Below are 20,729 nucleotides of genomic sequence, written 5' to 3'. Positions count from 1 at the left end.
GCTCAGATGTCGACCGCGACCTTTGCCGTGGCATGATCGCCCGAATTGGGTGTGCCCTCGGTGTCCATGACGAAGAGCTTCGCCTCGCCATGCGGTGCGCGCGGGCGGTGTTCGGTGCCGCGCGGAACGACGATCATCTCGCCGGGGCCGAGCGTTTCGGTCCGGTCGCGAAAGTCGATTTCCAGCGCGCCCTCGATCACCAGGAACAGCTCGTCCGTGTCGGGATGGCTGTGCCAGTGATACTCGCCCTCGACCTTGCACAAGCGCACTTCGTTGCCGTTGAAGCGCGCCGCGATGCGGGGCGCCCACTGCTCGGTGAACTGGCCGAACTTGTCGTCGAGATTGACCTTGGCGGGCATCAATAGACCACGACCGCACGGATGCTTTCGCCCGCGTGCATCAGGTCGAAGCCCTTGTTGATCTCTTCCAGGCTCAGGCGGTGGGTGATCATCGGGTCGATCGCGATCTTGCCGTTCATGTACCAGTCGACGATCTTGGGCACGTCGGTGCGGCCCTTGGCTCCGCCGAACGCGGTGCCGCGCCAATTGCGGCCGGTGACCAGCTGGAAGGGGCGCGTCTCGATCGTCTTGCCCGCTTCCGCCACACCAATGATGATGCTGGTGCCCCAGCCCTTGTGGCAGCATTCCAGCGCATCGCGCATGACCGCGGTATTGCCGGTGCAGTCGAAGCTGTAGTCCGCCCCGCCGTCGAGCATGTTGACCAGCGTTTCGACGACACTGCCGACGTCTTTCGGATTGACGAAGTCGGTCATGCCGAACTTGCGGCCCCATTCTTCTTTCGAATTGTTGATGTCGACGCCCACGATGCGGTCGGCGCCGGCCATCTTGGCGCCCTGGATGACGTTCAAACCGATCCCGCCCAGGCCGAAGACCACGACATTGTCGCCCGGCTTGACCTGCGCCGTGTTGACCACTGCGCCCACGCCCGTCGTGACGCCGCAGCCGATGTAGCAGGTGGTGTCGAAGGGCGCGTCCTCGCGGATCTTGGCAACCGCGATTTCTGGCAGGACGGTGAAGTTGGAAAAGGTCGAACAGCCCATGTAGTGGTAGATCGGCTTGCCGTTGTAGGAAAAGCGCGTCGTGCCGTCGGGCATCAGGCCCTTGCCCTGCGTTTCGCGGATCGCGCTGCACAGGTTCGTCTTGCCCGACAGGCACATTTTGCACTGGCGGCATTCCGGCGTGTAGAGCGGGATCACGTGGTCGCCCGGTTTCACCGAGGTGACGCCTGCGCCGACTTCGCGCACCACGCCGCAGCCTTCGTGGCCCAGCACGCTGGGGAAGATCCCCTCGCTGTCCAGCCCGTCGAGCGTGTAGGCATCGGTGTGGCAGATACCGGTCGCCATGATTTCCACCAGCACCTCGCCTGCCTTGGGGCCTTCGAGGTCGAGCTCGACGATTTCGAGCGGCTGCTTGGCTTCGAAGGCGACGGCGGCACGGGTTTTCATGGATCGAATCTCCTCTTTGCCCGCGTGGGTAGGAGCGGGGCGCACCCGCTGCAAGCCAAGTTGCTTGCGGTTCATCGGCAAGCGGGTAGGGCGGCAGGCATGAACAAGCTCGCCCTTCTCGCCACCCTCGGCCTTGCCACCCCGCTTGCCGCGCAGGATGCGCCTGCACCGCCGCAGCTCGACGCCGCCCAGCAGGCCTCGGTGCGTTGCGGGGCCGCCTTCGCCATCGTCGCGCGCGGACAGGCCGAAGGGGACGAGGCCATGGCCCGCTATCCGGACCTGAAAGAACGCGGGCTGGAATTCTTCGTGCGCTCGACCGCGCGGCTGATGGACGAGACCGGCGCCGACCGCGAGGCGATGCGCGCGCTGGTGATGGCGGAAGGCGCGGCGCTGGGCAGTGATCCCGCCTCGCTCCACGCGGTCATGCCCGCCTGCCTGCTGATGCTCGACGCCTCGGGCCTTTAAGGGCTCGCGTTCAGCTTTCGCTCAGCGGCGTTCGGGGATAGGATTGCCCCTCGCTCAAGACAGAGGTTCCAGATGCGCTCCTTCCCGCTTGCCCTGACCGGTTTCGCCGCCCTTGCCGCGCCGCTGCCCGCGCTGGCGCAGGATGCGCAGCTGCTGACGCCCGAAGAGGCGGAAGGTACCTCGCTCGAACAGATGTCGGACAAGCTGTCGGACCCCGTGCGCCAGCAGGAACTGGCGATGATGGCGCGCGCCATGGGCGAAGTGCTGCTCGACCTGCCGATCGCCCCGCTGACCGAGGCACTGGCCGATATCGCGGGCGAGGAAGCCCCGGCGATGGACAAGGGCACGACGATCCGCTCGCTCGCGCCCGGCTCCTCGCGCGTTCCGGCGGAAATCGAGAAGAACCTGCCCCGCGCCATGGAAGCCATGGGCGCGCTGGCCGGCGCGATGGAGGCGATGGCCCCCGAACTGCGCGCCATGGCCAGGCGCTTCGAACAGTCGATGCCGAAGCAGCGCTGATCCACGGGTAAATTTCCGCCAAAATGCGCCTGCCCGGTGGACGGGCGCGCGCTGCTGTCGCATAGGCGGTGAAGCATGTGGCAGCTCCACCAATTCCCCCTGTGTCCCTTCAGCCGCAAGCTGCGTTTGCTGATGGGCGAAAAGTCGATCGCTTACGAACTCGTGCGGGAAAACCCGTGGGAGGCGCGCGATGCCTTGTGGCACCTCAATCCCGCCGGGCGCACGCCGGTCCTCCATGACCCGGGCCGCCGCGTCGCGCTGAGCGACAGCCAGGCGATCTGCGAATTCTTCGAGGAAACGGTCGATCGCAATCCGATGATCTCGGGCAATGCCCTCCAGCGCGCGGAAATCCGCCGGCTGGTGAGCCTGTTCGACGAAAACCTCTACGGCGACGTCACCGCGCCCGCGCTGCACGAGAAGATGAAGAAGCGTCTCGTCCTGCGCCAGTCGCCCGACGGGCGCGTGCTGCGCGAGATGGGCAAGCTGCTGCACGGCCACCTCGACTATATCGACTGGCTGGTCGACACGCGGCAATGGCTCGCAGGACCCACGCTCAGCCTCGCCGACCTCGCCTGCGCGGCGCAATTGTCGGTGGTCGACTACCTCGGGGCGATCGACTGGAAGGGCCACGACCAGGCGCACGACTGGTACATGGTCATGAAGAGCCGCCCGAGCTTCCGCCCGCTGCTGAGCGAGAAGATGGAAGGCCTGCCCCCGCCCCGCGAATACGCGGCGCTCGACCTCTAGGTCACTTCTGGCAGACGGGGCAGAACCAAGTGCTGCGCCCGCCTTGCACGATGCGGCGGATCGCGCCGCCGTCCTCGTGGTGGCAGGGCTCGCCCTCGCGGCCGTAGACGTGGAATCGGGTGGCGAAATAGCCGAGGTTGCCGTCGGGCTGGGCGAAATCGCGCAAGGTGCTGCCGCCGTCGCGGATCGATTGTTCGAGCACTTCGCGAATGGCAGGGACGAGGCGCCTCAGCTGCGGCATGGTCACCTTGCCGCCGGCCTTCCCCGGATGGATGCCGCTGCGCCACAGCGCCTCGCAGACGTAGATATTGCCGAGGCCTGCCACGATCCGCTGGTCCAATAGCAGCAGCTTGATCGCCTGTTTTCGCCCGCGCGTTTCCTCGCGCAGGTGTTCGGCGGTGAGCGCGTCGCCCAGCGGCTCCGGCCCCAGCGCGGCGAAGGGCTTCCACGTTACCAGTTCGCTATTGGTCATGAGGTCGACCGAGCCGAAGCGACGCGGATCGTTCAGCGCGAAGCGGTGGCCTGCCGTCTCGAGAACGAGATGGTCGTGCTTGTCGTCCTCGCCCGGATCGATGCGCCAGCGCCCGCTCATGCCGAGGTGGAACACCATCGCATGGTCGCGGCTGGTATGGACGAGGCCGTATTTCGCCCGGCGCGAGAGATTCGTCACGCTTGCGCCGGTCAGCGCCTGCACCAGATCGGCGGGGAAGGGGCGGCGCATGTCGGGGCGGTTGACCACCACGCGGGTGATCGTCTCGCCCTCGAGGAACCGCGCAAGGCCGCGCACCGTTGTTTCGACTTCAGGTAACTCGGGCATGAAAACCCCTCTAACACCCTTTGCGCTCCGCTCAATTCCCCCTAAGGCACGCCCCCATGAACGACACCGTTTCCTTCGGCTACGAAGACATCGACGCAAGCGAGAAGACCGGCCGCGTGGGCGAGGTCTTTTCCAATGTCGCCGCCAAATACGACATCATGAACGACGCGATGAGCGCGGGCATGCACCGGTTGTGGAAGGACCGCTTCGTCAAGCGCGTGAAGCCGCAGCCGGGCGAGGCGATCCTCGACATGGCGGGCGGCACGGGCGACATCGCCTTCCGCATGGCCGCAAAGGGCGCCAGCGTGACCGTGTCCGACATCAACCAGGACATGCTCGACGTCGGCATCGAACGCGCGATGGAGCGCGGGATCGACGGCCTCGTCTGGAGCCGCCAGAACGCCGAGGAGCTGACCTTCTCCAGCCGGATCTTCGATGCCTACACCATCGCCTTCGGCATCCGGAACGTCACCCACATCGACAAGGCGCTGAAAGAGGCGCACCGCGTGCTGAAATACGGCGGGCGTTTCTACTGCCTCGAATTCTCGACCGTCGAATGGCCCGGCTTCAAGGAAGCCTACGACCTCTATTCGCACAAGCTGGTGCCGCAGATCGGCAAGGCCATTGCGGGCGACGAGGACAGCTACCGCTACCTCATCGAATCGATCCGCCGCTTCCCCGACATGCCCGCTTTCGAAGGCATGATCCGTGACGCGGGCTTCGTGAACACGCGGGTCGAGCCGATCATGGGCGGTCTCGTCGCGATCCATTCGGGGTGGAAAGTCTAAGGGTGGCACGCCCCGCAACGCATATTCTCCGGCTCCTCAAATGGGGCCGTACGCTGGCGAAGCACGGCGCGCTGCGCGGGATCGAGCGCGATCCCAACACGCCGCCGCCGGTCAAGCGACTGGCGCGGATTGCGCGGCTGGGGACGATCCAGCCGAGAGAGCCGGACTACGCAGGCGCCTTCCGCGACATCGGCCCGGCTGCGATCAAGCTCGGCCAGACGCTCGCGACACGTCCCGATCTCGTGGGCGAGGATGCCGCGCGCAACCTACTGAAACTGCAGGACGACCTGCCGCCGGTCGGCTTCGACAAGATCAAGGCGAGCATCGAGGCAAGCTTCGAGCAGCCGCTCGAAAGCCTCTATTCCGAATTCGACCCCGTGCCCGTGGGTGCGGCCTCGATCGCGCAGGTCCACCGCGCGGTCACGACCGAAGGCCGCCAGGTCGCGGTCAAGGTGCTGCGCCCGGGCGTGCGCGAACAGTTCGCCAAGGACATCGACACCTACGAATGGGCCGCCGCCCATGTCGAGGCGATGGGCGGCGAGGCCGCGCGCCTGCGCCCGCGTCTCGTCATCGCCAATTTCAAGCGCTGGACCAATCGCGAACTCGACCTGCGGCGCGAGGCGGCGAGTGCGTCGGAACTGGCCGAACACATGGTCGGCACCGAAGGCTACGAGATCCCGGGCATCGACTGGGACCGCACCAATGGCCGCGTGATGACGGTCGACTGGATCGACGGCATCAAGATCAGCAATGTCGAGGCGCTGAAGGCCGCCGGTCATAATACCGAGGAACTGGCCAGCCGCCTCGTCCTTGCCTTCCTGAAGCAGGCGATTGCCGCCGGTTTCTTCCATGCCGACATGCACCAGGGGAACCTGTTCGTGAAATCGGACGGGACCATCGCGGCGATCGATTTCGGGATCATGGGCCGCATCGACCGGCAGGCGCGGATGTGGCTGGCGGAAATCCTCTACGGCCTGACCACGGGCAATTACAAACGCGTCGCCGAGATCCATTTCGAGGCGCAATACGTGCCGAGCTATCACAATGTCGACGAGTTCGCGACGGCACTTAGAGCGGTGGGCGAACCCATGCGCGGCAAGCCGGTCAGCGAATTGTCGGTCGGCCAGATGCTCGACGGGTTGTTCGCCATCACCCGCGATTTCGACATGCAGACGCAGCCGCACTTGCTGCTGCTGCAGAAGACCATGGTGATGGTCGAAGGGATCGCCACCCAGCTCAACCCGCAGATCAACATGTGGGACACCAGCGCGCCTTACGTGCGCAGCTGGATCCGCGACGAGCTTGGGCCGGAAGCGGCGATTGCCGACCGTATCAGGACCGATACGGAAACGCTGCTGCGCATTCCCGAACTCGTGCGCCGGATAGAGGAACGCTACCCGCCCAAGGGCGGCGCGCCCGAACCGCCCCCGCTGCCCGAGGTCGAGCTGATGTGGGAACGGCGCGCGCGCCGCGAACGCAGCCGCGGACTGCTGGGTTACCTCGTGGTGGCGGCAGGCGCCGGGCTGGCCGGCTGGCTGGCCGCCGCGCAGGGCTGGATCGGCTAGGCCGGATTGCCCCGCCACTGCAGCATGGCGAAAGCCAGCACTGCAACGTGGAGCGCCTCGACCGTCATCGGCTGCCACCAGCCGTCATACGTCCCGACCACAAAAAGATTCACCAGCCGGCCGGTAAAGGCGATGGCAAACAGCATCAGTGCCGGCAGCAGCACGTCGCCGCGCCGCTTCCATGCGCCCCAGCCCATGAAGATGGCCGAGACGAGGAAGAAAGCGGTGAAATCGCCGCGCATGGCGGACAATCCCATCGCGCCTGTTGCGGTCAGGCCGAAGTCGACGCCGGCCAGCGCCGGGTCGACGAGAAAGCTGACGCCCAGCACTAGGTCGAGCAATGCGGCCAGCGCTATCAGCGATGCGAGAATGAAATTCATCTGCGAAACCCCTCCGTTTCCTTTTTTTAAACCATAGGGTGCCATGGGTATTCGGGCAATCGCGCGCGTTTTGCGTGCTGGCAATGACGGACAGGGGGCGCTAGCAAGCGCAACGATGACGCAATGGGAATGCACCAGCCGATCAGCGCGGACGCCGCGCAGGACCATCGTGACGGGGAAGGGCGCGTGAGCGGGCCCCGGATCCTGCTCGTCATCGGCGGCGGTATCGCGGCCTACAAGTCGTGCGAACTCGTGCGCCTGATCCGCAAGGCGGGCGGCGAGGTGACCTGCGTGCTGACCGAAGGCGGCCAGCAGTTCGTCACGCCGATGGCGCTCGCCGCGCTGTCGGGCAAGAAGGTCTACACCTCGCTCTTCGATCTCAAGGACGAGGTCGAGATGGGCCATATCCAGCTTTCGCGCGATGCCGACCTTGTGGTCGTGTGTCCCGCCACGGCGGACCTGCTCGCCAAGATGGCGGCAGGCATTGCCGACGACCTTGCCACCACGCTGATCCTCGCGACCGACAAGCCGGTGCTGACCGTGCCCGCGATGAACGTGAAGATGTGGGAGCATTCCGCCACCCAGCGCAATGCCGACTGGCTGCGCCAGGCAGGCGTGCGCGTGATGGACCCGGACGAAGGCCCGATGGCCTGCGGCGAATTCGGCCCCGGCCGCCTGCCCGAACCGGTCGCCATCCTGCAGAAGATCGCTGCCGAGCTCGAAATCGACATCGACCTGCCCGAACTGGCCGCGCCCGCGCCGCAGCTCGCCCCGCCCGCTTCCAAGAAGAAGAAAGCGGAAGCCGAGCCCGAGGTGGAGGCGCTCGAGCCGGAAGAAGAGGAAGAGCTGGAGAAGACCGGCGGCGGGCTTGGCGGCCTGTTGTCGATGATCATTCCGCGGTCCACCGCCAAGCGCACGCACGCGGAAATCGAGCAGGAATACGAAGAGCTCGAAGACCTGCCCGAACCCGAAATGCTCGATGCCGAGGCGCTGGTCGAGAATACCGAGATCAATCCCGACCTTGCCGGGCCGCTGCTCGCCAAGAAGGGTGGGGCCGCAGCCGCACCGCCGATCGATCCCGAAGCGCTCAATCACACGGTCGCGCGCAAGGATGCGCGCGCCATGCCGCAGCCGGTCGCGGACGACGTGCAGACGCAGGAGGTCGATTTCGACGACTCCCCGCTCGCCGGCCAGCCCGAATTCGATCCCGATCCCGAACACCGCCCGCTTTACGGCAAGCACGTGCTGGTCACTGCAGGCCCGACGCGCGAACCGATCGATCCGGTCCGCTACATCGCCAACCGTTCCAGCGGGAAGCAGGGCTTCGCGATTGCCGCCATGGCCGCCGCCGCAGGCGCGCGCGTCACGCTGATCGCGGGCCCGGTGCATTTGCCAACCCCTCCGGGCGTCGACCGTATCGATGTCGAGACGGCAGAAGACATGGCCGAGGAAGTGCGCAATGCGCTGCCCGCAGATGCCGCCTTCATGGTTGCCGCCGTGGCCGACTGGAAGAGCAAGCACGTCGCCAACGAGAAGATGAAGAAGCGCGGGTCCGCCCCGCCGGCGCTCATCCTTGCCGAAAACCCCGATATCCTCGCCGCCGTGGCTGCAGGCCGCAAGCGTCCGCACCTGCTCATCGGCTTTGCCGCCGAGACGGAAAACGTGGTCGAGAACGCCAAGACCAAGCGCAAGCGCAAGGGCGCGGACTGGATCATCGCCAACAACGTCTCGGGCGCCGTGGGCGAAAGCGTGATGGGCGGCGATCTGAACCAGGTCCACATCGTTACCAACAAGGGCGTCGAGAGCCTGCCCGAAATGGCCAAGGACGACGTTGCCCGCGAACTGGTGCGCCGCGCCGCCGAAGCGCTGGTCGAGACCGCGGAAGAGGACGAGCATGAGTGATCCGGTCGGCGTGAAGGTGAAGCGCCTGCCCCACGGGCATGGCCTCGACCTTCCGCATTACGCAACCGGCGGGGCAGCGGGCATGGACGTGCTCTCTGCCGAAGCGGTGACGCTCAAGCCCGGCCAGCGCCACGCGGTCGCGACCGGCCTTGCCATGGCGATCCCCGAAGGCTTCGAAATCCAGGTCCGCCCGCGCTCGGGCCTCGCGCTCAAGCACGGCATAACCGTGCCCAATACGCCGGGCACGATCGACAGCGACTATCGCGGCGAGCTGAAGGTCATCCTGATCAACCACGGGCCGGACAATTTCGCTATCGCGCGCGGTGATCGCATCGCGCAGCTGGTGCTCGCCCCGGTGGTGCAGGCTGCCTGGGACGAGGTCGAGGAACTCGACGATACCAGCCGCGGCGTCGGCGGTTTCGGCTCCACCGGCGGACACGCGAAACTCGCCTGACAGCTATCCCGCCGTGCGCAGGTGCGCGCGGTGGAAGCACAGCGCCGCTGCGCCCCACAGGCCTGCGAAAATCACCAGGATGCCCCATTCGACCGCGTGGCCCGGCATCATCCATAGCGCGGCCACGCCCAGCAGCGGTTGGCCCAGCGCAATCGCGGCCATGATCCAGCGCATCACAGAAGGGCGGAACCACACGGCAAGGCCGGCAAGCGCGCCGGCGACCACCAGCAGGGTGAAGCCTGCATTCACCGGCTCGCCCTCGTGCCCGATGAAGCCCACTGCGGCATTGGCCCAGACAGTGAGGAAGCCTGCGAGCGAGGCAATCGCCATGCCGATCCCCTTGGCACCCGCCCCGCCGAACCGGACCGCCAGTTCAAAACCCGTGCCGAGCGCGGTGAGCAGAACGCCTGCGAACACGAAGTCCATCGGCGTCCACTGGACCTCGGCGGTGAACTGCATCGCGATGGCGGGCAGGGCGAGCAGCGCCAGCAGCGCGCCCCATCCGGCAATGCGCCAGCCGTTCAGCCAGCCGCGGCTCGAAATCCTGTCTTGGGTCATGGTCGTTGGTCCTTGTGTAACAATGACTTCGGCCTGCCCGAAACGGGGATGAGCGGCATGAGCAATTCGTGAGCAATCACTGAAACCCTTCATCATGCCCGCCTCATCGCCTAAGCGTCTGGCGATGGGAGACAGAAGCGACATCCTGCGGTTCGACGCCTTCACGCTCGACCTGGCGAACCGCCGGCTGGCGCGCGCGGGCGAGCCGGTGGAATTGGGCAGCCGCTATTTCAATGCGCTGGTCCTGCTGGTCGAGGCGCGCGGCGCGCTCGTCACCAAGGACCGCTTCATGGACGAGGTGTGGCAGGGCATTCCCGTGACCGACGAGGCGCTGACGCAATGCGTGCGCACGCTGCGCCGCGCGCTGGAGGACGAGGCATCGGCCCCGCGCTTCATCCAGACGGTGCCCAAGCACGGCTACCGCTTCCTGTGCGAGGTCGATAACGGCGAAGCGTCGCATCGGCGACCCGCGCCCACCCCGGCGCGCAGCGATGCCGGCCGCCTCGCCGGGGCGACGACGCTGGGCGGCGGGGCTGCGGGCATGGTCGGCGGCCTCGTCTACGGCATCGCGGCGAGCGGGAGCGGGCAGGCGGCGCTGCTCCTCGCACTTCTGGCAGCCTGCCTCGGCGTGCTGGGCGGGGCGGGCATCGGGCTGGGCATGGCAGCCGTGCGTATGCTGCGGCCTGAAAAACCGCTCTGGCTGGTCGCTGGCGCGGGGCTGGGCGGCCTCGTTGTCGGCGGTTTCGGCAAGGTGCTCAGCCTCGACGGGGTGGCCTTGCTGACCGGCCAGTCGCTGGGCCAGGTCACGGGGCTGTTCGAAGGATTGGTGCTGGGGCTGGCCGCCGGTACGGGCGCGGCACTCGTGCGGTCACGGGCCAGCGTTGTCGCCAGATCGGCAGGCACGCTCGCCGCCGGCCTTGCGGCAGGTGCGCTCATCGCGATTGCCGGGGGACGCCTCTTCGCCGGAAGCCTTTACGAACTGCAGGGCCGATTTCCCGATTCGCGCCTGCTGCTCGACGGGCTGGGTTCGCCCGCGCTCGGCACGGGGGCCATCCTGTTCGAAGCCGTCTTGTTCACCGCCTCTATCGCCGCCGCCCACCGGATCGCGGCGCGCAGCTGAGGCGGATACGAAAAGGGCGGCCCGATCCATGGCCGCCCTTCGTGTGCCTCCCCTCAAGGAGGCGATACCGGTCCGCTCACATGGAGCGGCGGAGCATCACTTTTCCGGCTTGATCGAGATGCGCACCGTTTCGCCCGAATTGCCGGGGAAGTCGGTGAACATGGCCTCGACCAAGTTCGGCACCAGATACTGCAGGCGGTTCGAGGTCGACAGGGCCTGCGCCTTGCCTTCGAACAGCCGCTCGCCCGTGGCGGCGCGGTCGATCTTCATGTCGATGCCGCTGGTATAGACCGTGTAGCTGCGAACTTCGGGGCTGCCGAACCACGGGTCGTAGAAGCCGAATCCCCAGCGGCTACCGAAATAGCGCGGACGGTAAAAGCCCGGGTGGGTGCGATAATAGCGCGAGCCATAATAGCCGCGATAGCCGTACCACGGGTCGTAGAACGGGTCGGCAAAGCCGGTCGTGCGCACGCGCTCGCGGCCCTTGTCGACGCCGTAGTCGAACCGGACCAGCAGCGAGGCCGCATCGGCCGAAGCCGCCTGGACATAGCCGAGACGCTCCATCTGCGCTTCGACCTGGTCGGCGTACATGGAAAATTCGAGACCGCCGGCCAGTGCCGGATCGTCCGCCACCACGAAGAAGCTTTCGCCCGTGGGGGCGGGAAGTTGCGTTTCGAAGCGGGTCACGTCGGCCTTGAACGGCGTGGCGCAGGCGGCGAGGCTTGCGAGGATTACGGGTACGGAGGCCAGCTTGAGTGTGCGCCCCAAACCCTGCTTGCGGGTAGTCATGGCTCGGTCCTTTCGCGTCTTGGCGATGAGCTTACACGATTTGGTTTTCATGGTGCAGCCTGCCCTTTCCCCAAGACAATCTGCCAGCGAATGTCATGACTTGTACAGCTTTGGCCATGAACCGGCATTGAATAGGCGAATTCACAAATGATGTGTCCGTCCGCAAGGCTTGTCGGCGCGGTGCGACAAGGGCTAAGGGACCCGGCGATTCAACCCATTCCCAAGCAAGGCAGATCGTCAGCCATGGCCGGCCATTCCAAATTCAAGAACATCATGCATCGCAAGGGTGCGCAGGACAAGAAGCGCTCCAACCTGTTTTCGAAGCTCAGCCGCGAAATCACCGTGGCAGCGAAAATGGGCATGCCCGACCCGGACATGAACCCGCGCCTGCGCCTGGCAGTGAACGCCGCCAAGGCCCAGTCGATGCCGAAGGACAATATCCAGCGCGCGATCGACAAGGCATCGGCCAGTGACGGCGAGAACTACGAGGAAGTGCGTTACGAAGGCTATGGCCCGGCAGGCGTTGCCCTGATCGTCGAGGCGCTGACCGACAACCGCAACCGCACCGCCACTGCCGTGCGCACCGCCTTCAGCAAGAACGGCGGCAACCTCGGCACCGAAGGCAGCGTGCAGCACGGGTTCGAACGGCTCGGCCTGATCGAATACCCGGCGAGTGCGGGCGACGAGGAAAAGGTCCTCGAAGCCGCCATCGAAGCCGGGGCGCAGGATGTGGAAAGCAGCGAGGACGGCCACACCATCTGGACCGCCGCCGACGATCTCCACCAGGTCGCAACGGACCTCGAAAAGGCGCTGGGCGAGGCCGAGAACGTGAAGCTTGCGTGGAAGCCGAACATCACCGTCGACATGGACGAAGGCAGCGCGGGCACGCTGCTGAAGCTGGTCGACGCGCTCGATGACGATGACGACGTGCAGACCGTCTGGGGCAATTACGAGATCTCGGACGAGATCATGGAGAAGCTCGGCGGTTGAGCCCGGCACGGTGCTGATCCTCGGCCTCGACCCTTCGCTCTCCTGCACCGGCTGGGGCCTGATCCGGGCCGAGGGCAGCCGCATTTCGCACATCGCCAACGGGCAGGTGCCGACCGATGCGAAGGCGCCGATGGCCGAAAGGCTCGCAGCTCTGCAGGCGGCTTTGGGCGCGGTGATCGCCGAATACCGGCCCGACCGTGCGGCGGCGGAAGAAGTCTTCGTCAACAAGAACCCGCAATCAACGCTCAAGCTGGCGCAGGCCCGCGGCTGCGTGCTGGCGGCCTGCGGGGCGGCAGGCCTCACCGTCAACGAACACGCCGCGCGGCTGGTCAAGAAGGCGGTCGTCGGCACGGGCGGCGCGGACAAGGCGCAGGTCCAGGCCATGCTCAAGGTGTTGCTGCCCGGCGCGCAGATCGCCGGGGCCGATGCCGCCGATGCGCTCGCCGTGGCGATCGCGGACGCGCACCTTTCCTACACGCCGACCTCGCGTTAGGCAGGCCTCGCAATCGCCCATGAACGGCCCGGAACGGCGGGAAACGGGCGGTTTCCGTAGTCCGGGGCATTTTCTCTCTGGACCGTGTTCCAAGTGTTCCACCCTGTAGGAAGGGGCTTATGACCATCCAGCTCTTCGGCATTCCCAATTGCGACACCGTCAAGAAGGCCCGCAAGTGGCTGGAGGAGGCGGGCATCGACCACGTCTTCCATGACTACAAGAAGGAAGGGGCCGATCCTGACCGGCTGGCGCAATGGGTCGATGCGGCGGGGTGGGAAGTGCTGCTGAACCGGCGCGGCACGACGTTCCGCAAGCTGCCCGACGAGCAGAAGGACGGCATCGACCGGGACCGCGCGATCGCGCTGATGGTGGAGCATCCCAGCATGATCAAGCGACCCGTCGTGGAACACGATGGCGGGCTGCTGGTTGGCTTTTCGCAAGCCGATTGGGCAGCTGCGCTTCAGTAACCGCTCTCGTTGCCCCAATTGCCATTGCTGCCCTGCGTCACGGCCCGCGCATTGTCGTTGGCGGCGCTGGTGATCTGCCGTTTGACGGCGCCCAGATTGCTGCCGGACCCGTAAAGCAGGCCCAGGGCGATCGCGGAGCACAGGAGAAGCTTCTTGAGCATGACCGGGTTAGCCTACGCAGATATCCTCAATAGCCGGTTAACGCCTTTGGTTGGCGGGCCTTCATCATGAAGAGCGACGAGGACTGGATGCGCGCCGCGCACGATCATGCGGTGGCGGAAAAAGGCACCGATCCCGCCGATACGCCGATCGCCGCAATCCTGGTGCTCGATGGCAAGGAAATTGCCCGCGGGGTCAATCGGACTGCCGAATGCTGCGATGCCACGGCCCATGCCGAAGTGGTCACCCTGCGCGCGGCCGGCAAGGCGCATGGCGACATGCGGATCGAGGGCGCGACGCTCTATTCCACGCTCCAGCCCTGCGGCATGTGCACTTTTGCCAGCATCTGGGCGGGAGTGAGCCGCATCGTCTACGGCGCAGGCCGCGAGGAGGTGCACGAAATGTACTTCGAGGACCGGCATCTCTCGACGCTCGACTTCGTGGCAGATGCCTACAAGGACGATCTCGAACTGGTTGGCGGCGTGCTCGCCGGGGAATGCGCAGAACTCTATTACCGCCCTTGGGACGACGTGCCCGAGGAGGACCAGGCCAACGACTAGGCCGCGCGGGCGGTGACGATGTAATTGAGCGAAAGGTCGCCGGACAGGTGCAGGCCCTTCATCGGCGAAAACGCGATGCCGCGCGCTTCGCCCATGTGGAGACCGACGCTCTCGAGCAGATCGGCAAGCTCCTCGGGCGTGACGAAATCGTCCCAGTGGTGGGTGCCCTTCGGGATCAACCCGACGCCCTCCGCTGCCCCGATCATGAGGAGGCGCGATTGCGGGGTGCGGTTGGGGGTGGAGAGCACCATCAGCCCGCCGGGTGCGAGCCGCTCGGCAAGCTGGGCGAGGAAGGCGCGCTTGTCGGCGACGTGTTCCACCACCTCCATCGAGGTGACGAGATCGAAGGTCCCCAGGTCCTGCGCGCCAATCTCCCCGGCGATGTAACGGATGTCGAGGCCCACGCCCTCTGCATGGATCGCAGCGGCGGCCACGTTCTCGGGCGCGGCATCGACGCCGGTCACTGCCGCCCCCATGCGCGCCAGCGGCTCGCACAGGAGGCCCGCGCCGCAGCCGACGTCGAGCGCGCTCTTGCCGTCGAGGGGGCGGGTGTTGCGCACGTCGCCTGCCCAGTGGATGTCGATCGCCTCGCGCAGGAAGCCGAGGCGCACTGGATTGAGCTTGTGAAGCATGGCGGAAGACCCCTTCGGGTCCCACCAGTCCTTCGCCAGCTTGCCGAAATGGGCAGCCTCTTCGGGCCGGATCGTTTGGCCGCCTGAAGTATTGCTTGGCGTGACGGTTGTTGCATCGCTCATGAGGGGTGGCTAGCAGCCTGTTCTCGAGCATTCCAGCACGGAGACTATCGGCTTGGCCCGTATCGTGATGAAATTCGGCGGCACCTCCATGGCGGGGACCGAACGCATCCGGCGCGTGGCGAACCTCGTGCGCAAGCAGGCGGCGGGCGGCAACCAGGTCGCGGTGGTCGTCAGCGCGATGGCGGGCGAGACCGACCGTCTGGTGAATTTCTGCCGCGAGGCGAACGCGCTGTACGACCCCGCCGAATACGACGTGGTCGTCGCCAGCGGCGAACAGGTGACGAGCGGCCTGCTCGCGCTCACGCTGCAGTCGCTCGGCTGCAAGGCGCGCAGCTGGCTCGGCTGGCAGCTGCCGATCCGCACGATCGAAGCGCATGCCAAGGCGCGCATCGACGGTATCGACGCGGACGAGGTCATCGCCTCGATGGAGCGCGGCGAGATTGCCGTCATTCCCGGCTTCCAGGGCCTTGCTGAAACCGGCCGCGTGACCACGCTGGGTCGCGGCGGATCGGACACCTCGGCGGTGGCGGTGGCAGCGGCGGTCAAGGCGGATCGCTGCGACATCTATACCGACGTCGACGGCGTCTATACCACCGACCCCCGCATTGTCGCCAAGGCGAGGAAGCTGAAGGCGGTGACCTACGAAGAAATGCTCGAACTGGCGAGCGTGGGGGCCAAGGTGCTCCAGACGCGCTCCGTCGGCCTCGCGATGAAGGAAGGCGTGCGTGTGCAGGTCCTTTCCAGCTTCGTGGGCGACGACGCCATCCCTGCAGACGAGCTTCCGGGCACGATGATCGTGTCGGAAGAGGAAATGAACGAACTGGTGGAGAAGGGCGAAATGGAACGCCAGCACGTGACCGGCATCGCGCACGACAAGAACGAGGCCAAGGTGATCCTCACCCGCGTGCCCGACAAGCCCGGCGCGGTGGCCCATATCTTCGACCCGCTGGCCAAGGCCGGCATCAACGTCGACATGATCATCCAGAACGTGGGCCGCGACAAGGGCGAGACCGACGTCACCTTCACCGTGCCCCAGGCAGACCTTGCCCGCGCGCAGGCACTGCTCGAGGACAAGCGTGACGAGATCGGCTACAACCGCCTCATCACCGACAGCAAGATCGCCAAGATCAGTGTCGTCGGCGTGGGCATGAAGAGCCACGCCGGTGTTGCCGCGACCATGTTCCAGGCGCTGGCCGACCGCGGCATCAACATCCAGGCGATCACCACCTCGGAAATTAAGGTCAGCGTGATGATCGACGAGGACGAGACGGAACTCGCCGTGCGCGTGCTCCACACCGCCTACGGCCTCGACGCGGCGGACGAAGCCGCCTGATCGACACGATGATCCGGCAGGCGCGCAGCCTCTGGTTCTCGTTCAAGGAACACCTGTTTCTTCGTCGCCACGCGACGCGGGCGCAGCGTTTTTCGGCCATCTACGAGGAGCGGATCTGGCAGAACCCCGAAACCGCGTCGGGCTTCGGCAGCACCCTTTCTGCGACCGGCGAACTGAGACGCGGGCTGGTTGCCCTGATCGAGCACGAAGGTGTCCGTTCGATCCTCGATGCGCCGTGCGGGGATTACAACTGGCAGCCGGCGCTGGGCTTTGTGGGCCATTATACCGGCGTCGATATTGTGCCCGAGCTGATCGACGAGAACCGCCGGCGTTACGGTAGCGACAAGACCGGCTTCGAGGTGGTCGACCTTGTAGAAGACGAACTGCCGAGCGCCGAACTCGTGCTGTGCCGCGAATGCCTCAACCATCTCCCGCTCGAAGATGCTGCCAAGGCGCTGGGGCATCTGGAACAGGCGGCACGGCGTTTCCTGCTGGTGACGCATTATCCCGAGTGCACCACCAATGTGGAGCAACCGGCATCCTTCCGCTATCGGCCACTCAACTTGACCCTGCCCCCATTCTCGCTGCGCCCGCCCGACGCCGTTATCGAGGAAAGCGCATTCGAGGCTGGCAAGCAGGTCGCAATCTGGCGCATGGAAGGCCGCGCGCTTCGCGCATCGCAACAGGAGGCCCCGAATGGCACACACGGCTAGGATTCTGCTTCTCGGTTCGGGCGAGCTGGGGCGCGAATTTGTCATCTCTGCCAAGCGGCTCGGTGCCTATGTCATCGCCTGCGATGCCTATGACGATGCGCCGGCCATGCAGCTTGCCGATGCGCGCGAGGTCTTCTCCATGCTCGATGGCGAGCGGCTGCGCGAAGTGGCCGAGAAGCACCGGCCCGACTACATCGTCCCAGAGATCGAGGCGATCCGCACCGAGGTGCTGGCCGAACTGGAAAACGAAGGTTTTACCGTCGTCCCTTCGGCCCGGGCAGCCCAGCTGACCATGAACCGCGATGCCATCCGCGACCTTGCGGCTAACGAACTCGGCCTCGTGACGTCGAAATACCGCTACGCCAAGAACCTCGACGAAGTGCGCGCAGCCGCCGCGCACACCGGCTTTCCCTGCGTGATCAAGCCGGTCATGTCGTCTTCGGGCAAGGGCCAGAGCACAGCCCGCGGCGAGGACGAGCTAGAAGGCGCGTGGGATTATGCCTGCGCCAATATGCGTGGCGACCGCCAACGCGTGATCGTCGAGCAGTTCGTCGATTTCGATTACGAGATCACCCTGCTGACCGTCCGGCACGCAGGTGGCGTCACCTTCTGTCCGCCCATCGGCCACCGGCAAGAACGCGGCGATTACCAGGAAAGCTGGCAGCCGACCCCCATGTCGGATGGTGCCATCGCCAAGGCGCAAGACATGGCGCGCAAGGTGGTCGACGATCTGGGCGGTTTCGGCTTGTTCGGAGTGGAGTTCTTCGTCAGGGGCGAGGAGGTCATCTTCTCCGAACTCTCGCCGCGGCCGCACGACACGGGGATGGTCACGCTGGTCAGCCAGAACCTCACTGAATTCGATCTTCATGCGCGCGCAGTACTTGGTCTGCCGATCCCCGACCGGATGCTGGCACGCCCTTCGGCCTCTGCCGTCATCCTCGCCGATCGAGACAGCGAGCAGCTTGGCTACGAAGGGCTCGCCGATGCCATGGCGCAGGGTGCCGACATCCGCATTTTCGCCAAGCCGACCAGCCGGCCATACCGCCGCATGGGCGTTGCACTGGCGACCGGAGGCGATACCGACGAGGCGCGCAGCAAGGCGCGCGACGCCGCTCACCGGGTCCGGATCGTCTACGGCGACTGACTTACCAGAAAAGCCAGACATTCATGAGCCGGCCCGGGAGCGCGAAGGCGACCACGCCCGGGATCGTCAGCGCACCGAGATATAGGCCGAGGATCTCGTTGCGGTGGGTTCTGAAATCGCGGCGGCGCGCGCTGGCGATCACCTTGTAGCTCGACCACAGGGTCAGTGGCACGAAGATATGGATGAAGCTGAAACTGCCACCGGTCCGGATGAAGATCGCGGACAGGGCGGTGGTGACCATCAACGCGATCCAGATCTTGCCGAACTGCTTGTGCCGCGCGCCGCCCTTTCTTGAAAGCAGGAGGTAACCTCCCACGGGAATGGCCGGCACCACCGTGCTGACATGGATGACGATGGCCAGTTCGCGGATGTTGGGATGAGCCGGCGCCAGTCCGGTCAGTCCGCGAAACAGGGCAATGAGCGCGAACGAAGTCAGGGCAGCGGCGACCAGCATGACGCCGATCCTCGTGCGCGTTCCGATGTCGAAGCCCGCAGCGGGCGTTGCCTTGTTCTTGTCGGCCGGGATTGCAAGCGAGGTCATTCAGGGGTCCTTTCGATGTCGTCTGCCCCCTTGCTGGCAGCTTGCCGTTCGCGTTCAACGCGCCCTTCGCCGACCGCACATTGACTTCGCGAAATGCGCGTAATTCCGCGTGCTTGCCACTTTACGATGCGTGAATGGGCGCTAGTTTGTCGCGGATGACGGGATCGACGCAAGCAGGCGGTAAGCACATCGTTCGCAAGATCGTGGTCGATTTGGCGATCATGACCGTGATCGGGGTTATCCTGGCCCTGATCGGACCGTTCGGCAGTTTCGAACTCCCGCTTGCAATGCGGCTGGTCAGCTGGGTGGCCTTTGCCTGGATCGGATATGCGATCTATTCGCCTGTCAGCCTGCTTGTTTCGCGGCTGCATGCCTGGCTTGAATTGCCGACCGCTGGTTTGTGGTTGGCGGGCGCCATGCTGGCGACCTTCCCCATGACGGCAGTGGTGTGGATCATGAACCACATCGGTGGCCCGGTTCCGTGGCCCTCGCTCGAACGGTTTTTCGAACTCTACCTCTATGTGTTCGTGATAGGCGGCGGGATTACCGGCTTTTTCGTGCTGACCGACCGGGACGGCGGCAATCCCGCTCCCCTTGCGGATACGGCACCATCGCCGAATGCGCTGGACGTTCCGCGCTTTCTCGACCGTCTGCCGCCGCAGCTCGGCACGCAGCTCCTCGCGCTGGAGATGGAAGACCATTACGTCCGCGCCCACACCGCGCTGGGCAGCGAGCTTGTGCTTATGCGCCTTGGCGATGCCATCGCCGAACTGACCGCCATCGAGGGCATGCAGGTCCATCGCAGCTGGTGGGTCGCCCGCGACGCGGTGGAGGATGTCAGGCGCGAGGATCGCAATCTCCGCCTGCTGCTGTCCAACGGGATCGAGGCGCCGGTATCTCGCAACCGTGCAAACGATCTCAGGGATGCAGGCTGGCTGTAGCCGCTTGCCGTAAGGTCCGGCCCGCCGTAAGCGGCCCCGTATGACGACTTATCCCAAGACAGCGCGCCTGATGCAGCGCGGCGCTGAATTCCTCGGCAGCGAAACCGCCATCCTGTGCGGTGCGATGAGCTGGGTATCCGAACGCAACCTCGTGTCGGCCATTTCCAATGCCGGTGGCTTCGGCGTGATCGCCTGCGGCGCGATGACGCCCGAACTGCTCGAGACCGAGATTGCCGAAACGCAGAAGCTGACGGACAAGCCCTTTGGCGTGAACCTCATCACCATGCATCCGCAGCTGTTCGAGCTGATCGACGTGTGCGACCGTGCGGGCGTCAGCCACGTGGTGCTGGCGGGCGGCATCCCGCCCAAGGGCAGCGTCGAGGCGATCAAGGGCGGGGCCAACCCGGCCAAGGTCATCTGCTTTGCGCCGACGCTGGCGCTCGCCAAGAAGCTGCTGCGTTCGGGCGCGGACGCGCTCGTCATCGAAGGGATGGAGGCAGGCGGCCATATCGGTCCTGTCTCGACCAGCGTGCTGGCGCAGGAAATGCTGCCCGAACTGGCGGAGGAACACCTCATCTTCGTGGCGGGCGGCATCGGCCGCGGTCAGGCGATTGCCGGCTACCTCGAAATGGGGGCAGCCGGTGTGCAGCTGGGCACGCGCTTTGCCGCGGCGAAGGAAAGCATCGCACACGAGAACTTCAAGAAAGCCTTCTTCCGCGCCAGTGCCCGCGATGCCGTGGCCAGCGTCCAGGTGGATCCGCGCCTGCCGGTGATCCCGGTGCGCGCGCTGAAGAACAAGGGCACGGAAGAATTCACCGCCAAGCAGATCGAAGTCGCCGGAAGGCTCGACCGCGAGGAAGTGGCGATGGACGAGGCCCAACTGCAGATCGAGCATTACTGGGCCGGCGCCCTGCGGCGCGCGGTCATCGACGGCGATGTGGAGAACGGCAGCCTGATGGCCGGTCAGTCGGTCGGCATGCTCAAGGAAGAAGAGCCGGTGGCGGACATCATCGCCAAGCTCATGGCGCAGAGCGAGGAAGCGCTCAGCCGCCGCTGACTTGTAA

26 protein-coding genes are annotated in these 20,729 nt (G+C 65.7%); 17 read left to right on the top strand and 9 right to left on the bottom strand.

What is annotated here, in order from left to right:
* Positions 1-2: 2 nt before the first annotated feature.
* Positions 3-359 carry a cupin domain-containing protein gene (locus LC083_RS05135; RefSeq protein WP_224831319.1) on the bottom strand — a complete coding sequence of 119 codons (357 nt, stop codon included), beginning with the start codon at positions 357-359 and terminating at the stop codon, positions 3-5.
* The gene (locus tag LC083_RS05130) at positions 359-1,465 is read right to left on the bottom strand and encodes an S-(hydroxymethyl)glutathione dehydrogenase/class III alcohol dehydrogenase (protein ID WP_226699464.1); all 1,107 of its coding nucleotides are present in this window, start codon (positions 1,463-1,465) and stop codon (positions 359-361) included. The genes LC083_RS05135 and LC083_RS05130 overlap by 1 nt, the downstream gene beginning before the upstream one ends.
* Before the next feature lie 99 nt (positions 1,466-1,564).
* On the opposite strand from LC083_RS05130, the gene LC083_RS05125 reads away from it, so the two are divergent.
* The 3 genes from LC083_RS05125 (at position 1,565) to LC083_RS05115 (ending at position 3,196) form a co-directional block, all read left to right on the top strand.
* The gene (locus tag LC083_RS05125; protein ID WP_226699463.1) at positions 1,565-1,930 is read left to right on the top strand and encodes a hypothetical protein; all 366 of its coding nucleotides are present in this window, start codon (positions 1,565-1,567) and stop codon (positions 1,928-1,930) included.
* Positions 1,931-2,002: 72 nt separating this feature from the next.
* On the top strand, positions 2,003-2,449 hold the full coding sequence (locus tag LC083_RS05120; protein ID WP_226699462.1) for a hypothetical protein: 447 nt from the start codon (positions 2,003-2,005) through the stop codon (positions 2,447-2,449).
* Positions 2,450-2,524: 75 nt separating this feature from the next.
* On the top strand, positions 2,525-3,196 hold the full coding sequence (locus LC083_RS05115) for a glutathione S-transferase family protein (protein ID WP_160608332.1): 672 nt from the start codon (positions 2,525-2,527) through the stop codon (positions 3,194-3,196).
* A gap of 1 nt (position 3,197) precedes the next feature.
* Here the strand turns inward: LC083_RS05115 and mutM are convergent, their stop codons facing one another.
* The gene (mutM, locus tag LC083_RS05110; protein ID WP_226699461.1) at positions 3,198-4,013 is read right to left on the bottom strand and encodes a bifunctional DNA-formamidopyrimidine glycosylase/DNA-(apurinic or apyrimidinic site) lyase; all 816 of its coding nucleotides are present in this window, start codon (positions 4,011-4,013) and stop codon (positions 3,198-3,200) included.
* Positions 4,014-4,069: 56 nt separating this feature from the next.
* Here mutM and LC083_RS05105 point away from each other — a divergent pair, with 56 nt between their 5' ends.
* Positions 4,070-4,801, top strand: a complete 732-nt coding sequence (locus tag LC083_RS05105) for a class I SAM-dependent methyltransferase (protein ID WP_160608329.1) — start codon at positions 4,070-4,072, stop codon at positions 4,799-4,801.
* Between the two features lie 2 nt (positions 4,802-4,803).
* On the top strand, positions 4,804-6,366 hold the full coding sequence (gene ubiB, locus LC083_RS05100) for a 2-polyprenylphenol 6-hydroxylase (protein ID WP_226699460.1): 1,563 nt from the start codon (positions 4,804-4,806) through the stop codon (positions 6,364-6,366).
* Here the strand turns inward: ubiB and LC083_RS05095 are convergent.
* On the bottom strand, positions 6,363-6,746 hold the full coding sequence (locus tag LC083_RS05095; protein WP_226699459.1) for a hypothetical protein: 384 nt from the start codon (positions 6,744-6,746) through the stop codon (positions 6,363-6,365). The genes ubiB and LC083_RS05095 overlap by 4 nt on opposite strands.
* 129 nt (positions 6,747-6,875) lie before the next feature.
* On the opposite strand from LC083_RS05095, the gene LC083_RS05090 reads away from it, so the two are divergent.
* Positions 6,876-8,648: a bifunctional phosphopantothenoylcysteine decarboxylase/phosphopantothenate synthase gene (locus LC083_RS05090; protein ID WP_226700019.1), complete on the top strand. Its 1,773-nt coding sequence runs from the start codon at positions 6,876-6,878 to the stop codon at positions 8,646-8,648.
* Entirely contained in the window at positions 8,641-9,102 is a 462-nt protein-coding gene (gene dut / locus LC083_RS05085) for a dUTP diphosphatase (protein WP_226699458.1), read from the top strand. The genes LC083_RS05090 and dut overlap by 8 nt, the downstream gene beginning before the upstream one ends.
* A 3-nt stretch (positions 9,103-9,105) precedes the next feature.
* On the opposite strand, the gene LC083_RS05080 is transcribed toward dut, so the two are convergent.
* Positions 9,106-9,660, bottom strand: a complete 555-nt coding sequence (locus LC083_RS05080) for a hypothetical protein (protein WP_226699457.1) — start codon at positions 9,658-9,660, stop codon at positions 9,106-9,108.
* A gap of 124 nt (positions 9,661-9,784) precedes the next feature.
* On the opposite strand from LC083_RS05080, the gene LC083_RS05075 reads away from it, so the two are divergent.
* Positions 9,785-10,780 (top strand): winged helix-turn-helix domain-containing protein, encoded by a 996-nt coding sequence (locus LC083_RS05075; protein ID WP_226699456.1) that lies wholly within the window; start codon positions 9,785-9,787, stop codon positions 10,778-10,780.
* A gap of 96 nt (positions 10,781-10,876) precedes the next feature.
* Here the strand turns inward: LC083_RS05075 and LC083_RS05070 are convergent, their stop codons facing one another.
* On the bottom strand, positions 10,877-11,569 hold the full coding sequence (locus LC083_RS05070) for a DUF4136 domain-containing protein (RefSeq protein ID WP_226699455.1): 693 nt from the start codon (positions 11,567-11,569) through the stop codon (positions 10,877-10,879).
* A 243-nt stretch (positions 11,570-11,812) separates the two neighbouring features.
* Here LC083_RS05070 and LC083_RS05065 point away from each other — a divergent pair, with 243 nt between their 5' ends.
* From LC083_RS05065 to LC083_RS05055, 3 genes are all read left to right on the top strand, one after another.
* Positions 11,813-12,559: a YebC/PmpR family DNA-binding transcriptional regulator gene (locus LC083_RS05065; protein WP_226699454.1), complete on the top strand. Its 747-nt coding sequence runs from the start codon at positions 11,813-11,815 to the stop codon at positions 12,557-12,559.
* A gap of 10 nt (positions 12,560-12,569) precedes the next feature.
* Positions 12,570-13,052, top strand: a complete 483-nt coding sequence (ruvC, locus tag LC083_RS05060; protein ID WP_226699453.1) for a crossover junction endodeoxyribonuclease RuvC — start codon at positions 12,570-12,572, stop codon at positions 13,050-13,052.
* A 119-nt stretch (positions 13,053-13,171) separates the two neighbouring features.
* Entirely contained in the window at positions 13,172-13,519 is a 348-nt protein-coding gene (locus tag LC083_RS05055; RefSeq protein ID WP_226699452.1) for an ArsC family reductase, read from the top strand.
* Here the strand turns inward: LC083_RS05055 and LC083_RS05050 are convergent.
* A complete protein-coding gene (locus LC083_RS05050) occupies positions 13,513-13,680 on the bottom strand; it encodes a hypothetical protein (protein WP_226699451.1) in 168 nt (55 codons plus the stop codon). The two genes, LC083_RS05055 and LC083_RS05050, sit on opposite strands and share 7 nt — an antisense overlap.
* A gap of 66 nt (positions 13,681-13,746) precedes the next feature.
* On the opposite strand from LC083_RS05050, the gene LC083_RS05045 reads away from it, so the two are divergent.
* The gene (locus LC083_RS05045; RefSeq protein WP_226699450.1) at positions 13,747-14,238 is read left to right on the top strand and encodes a nucleoside deaminase; all 492 of its coding nucleotides are present in this window, start codon (positions 13,747-13,749) and stop codon (positions 14,236-14,238) included.
* Here LC083_RS05045 and ubiG read toward each other — a convergent pair.
* Positions 14,235-14,993, bottom strand: coding sequence for a bifunctional 2-polyprenyl-6-hydroxyphenol methylase/3-demethylubiquinol 3-O-methyltransferase UbiG (gene ubiG / locus LC083_RS05040; protein WP_226699449.1), 759 nt, complete (start codon positions 14,991-14,993; stop codon positions 14,235-14,237). The genes LC083_RS05045 and ubiG overlap by 4 nt on opposite strands.
* A 52-nt stretch (positions 14,994-15,045) precedes the next feature.
* Here ubiG and LC083_RS05035 point away from each other — a divergent pair, with 52 nt between their 5' ends.
* The 3 genes from LC083_RS05035 to purT are packed head-to-tail and all read left to right on the top strand — an operon-like array spanning position 15,046 to position 18,183.
* A complete protein-coding gene (locus LC083_RS05035) occupies positions 15,046-16,326 on the top strand; it encodes an aspartate kinase (RefSeq protein WP_226699448.1) in 1,281 nt (426 codons plus the stop codon).
* Positions 16,327-16,334: 8 nt separating this feature from the next.
* Positions 16,335-17,039 (top strand): methyltransferase domain-containing protein, encoded by a 705-nt coding sequence (locus tag LC083_RS05030; RefSeq protein WP_226699447.1) that lies wholly within the window; start codon positions 16,335-16,337, stop codon positions 17,037-17,039.
* Positions 17,023-18,183 (top strand): formate-dependent phosphoribosylglycinamide formyltransferase, encoded by a 1,161-nt coding sequence (gene purT / locus LC083_RS05025; protein WP_226699446.1) that lies wholly within the window; start codon positions 17,023-17,025, stop codon positions 18,181-18,183. The genes LC083_RS05030 and purT overlap by 17 nt, the downstream gene beginning before the upstream one ends.
* A 1-nt stretch (position 18,184) precedes the next feature.
* Here purT and LC083_RS05020 read toward each other — a convergent pair whose 3' ends face one another.
* Positions 18,185-18,724 (bottom strand): DUF2306 domain-containing protein, encoded by a 540-nt coding sequence (locus tag LC083_RS05020; protein ID WP_226699445.1) that lies wholly within the window; start codon positions 18,722-18,724, stop codon positions 18,185-18,187.
* A gap of 155 nt (positions 18,725-18,879) precedes the next feature.
* On the opposite strand from LC083_RS05020, the gene LC083_RS05015 reads away from it, so the two are divergent.
* A complete protein-coding gene (locus tag LC083_RS05015) occupies positions 18,880-19,665 on the top strand; it encodes a LytR/AlgR family response regulator transcription factor (RefSeq protein WP_226699444.1) in 786 nt (261 codons plus the stop codon).
* A 40-nt stretch (positions 19,666-19,705) separates the two neighbouring features.
* A complete protein-coding gene (locus tag LC083_RS05010; RefSeq protein WP_160608311.1) occupies positions 19,706-20,722 on the top strand; it encodes an NAD(P)H-dependent flavin oxidoreductase in 1,017 nt (338 codons plus the stop codon).
* The last annotated feature ends 7 nt before the right edge of the window (positions 20,723-20,729 follow it).

This window comes from Qipengyuania gaetbuli, from assembly GCF_020524765.1.
Classification (GTDB): domain Bacteria; phylum Pseudomonadota; class Alphaproteobacteria; order Sphingomonadales; family Sphingomonadaceae; genus Qipengyuania; species Qipengyuania gaetbuli_A.
This window is presented reverse-complemented; position numbering and strand designations above follow the sequence as displayed.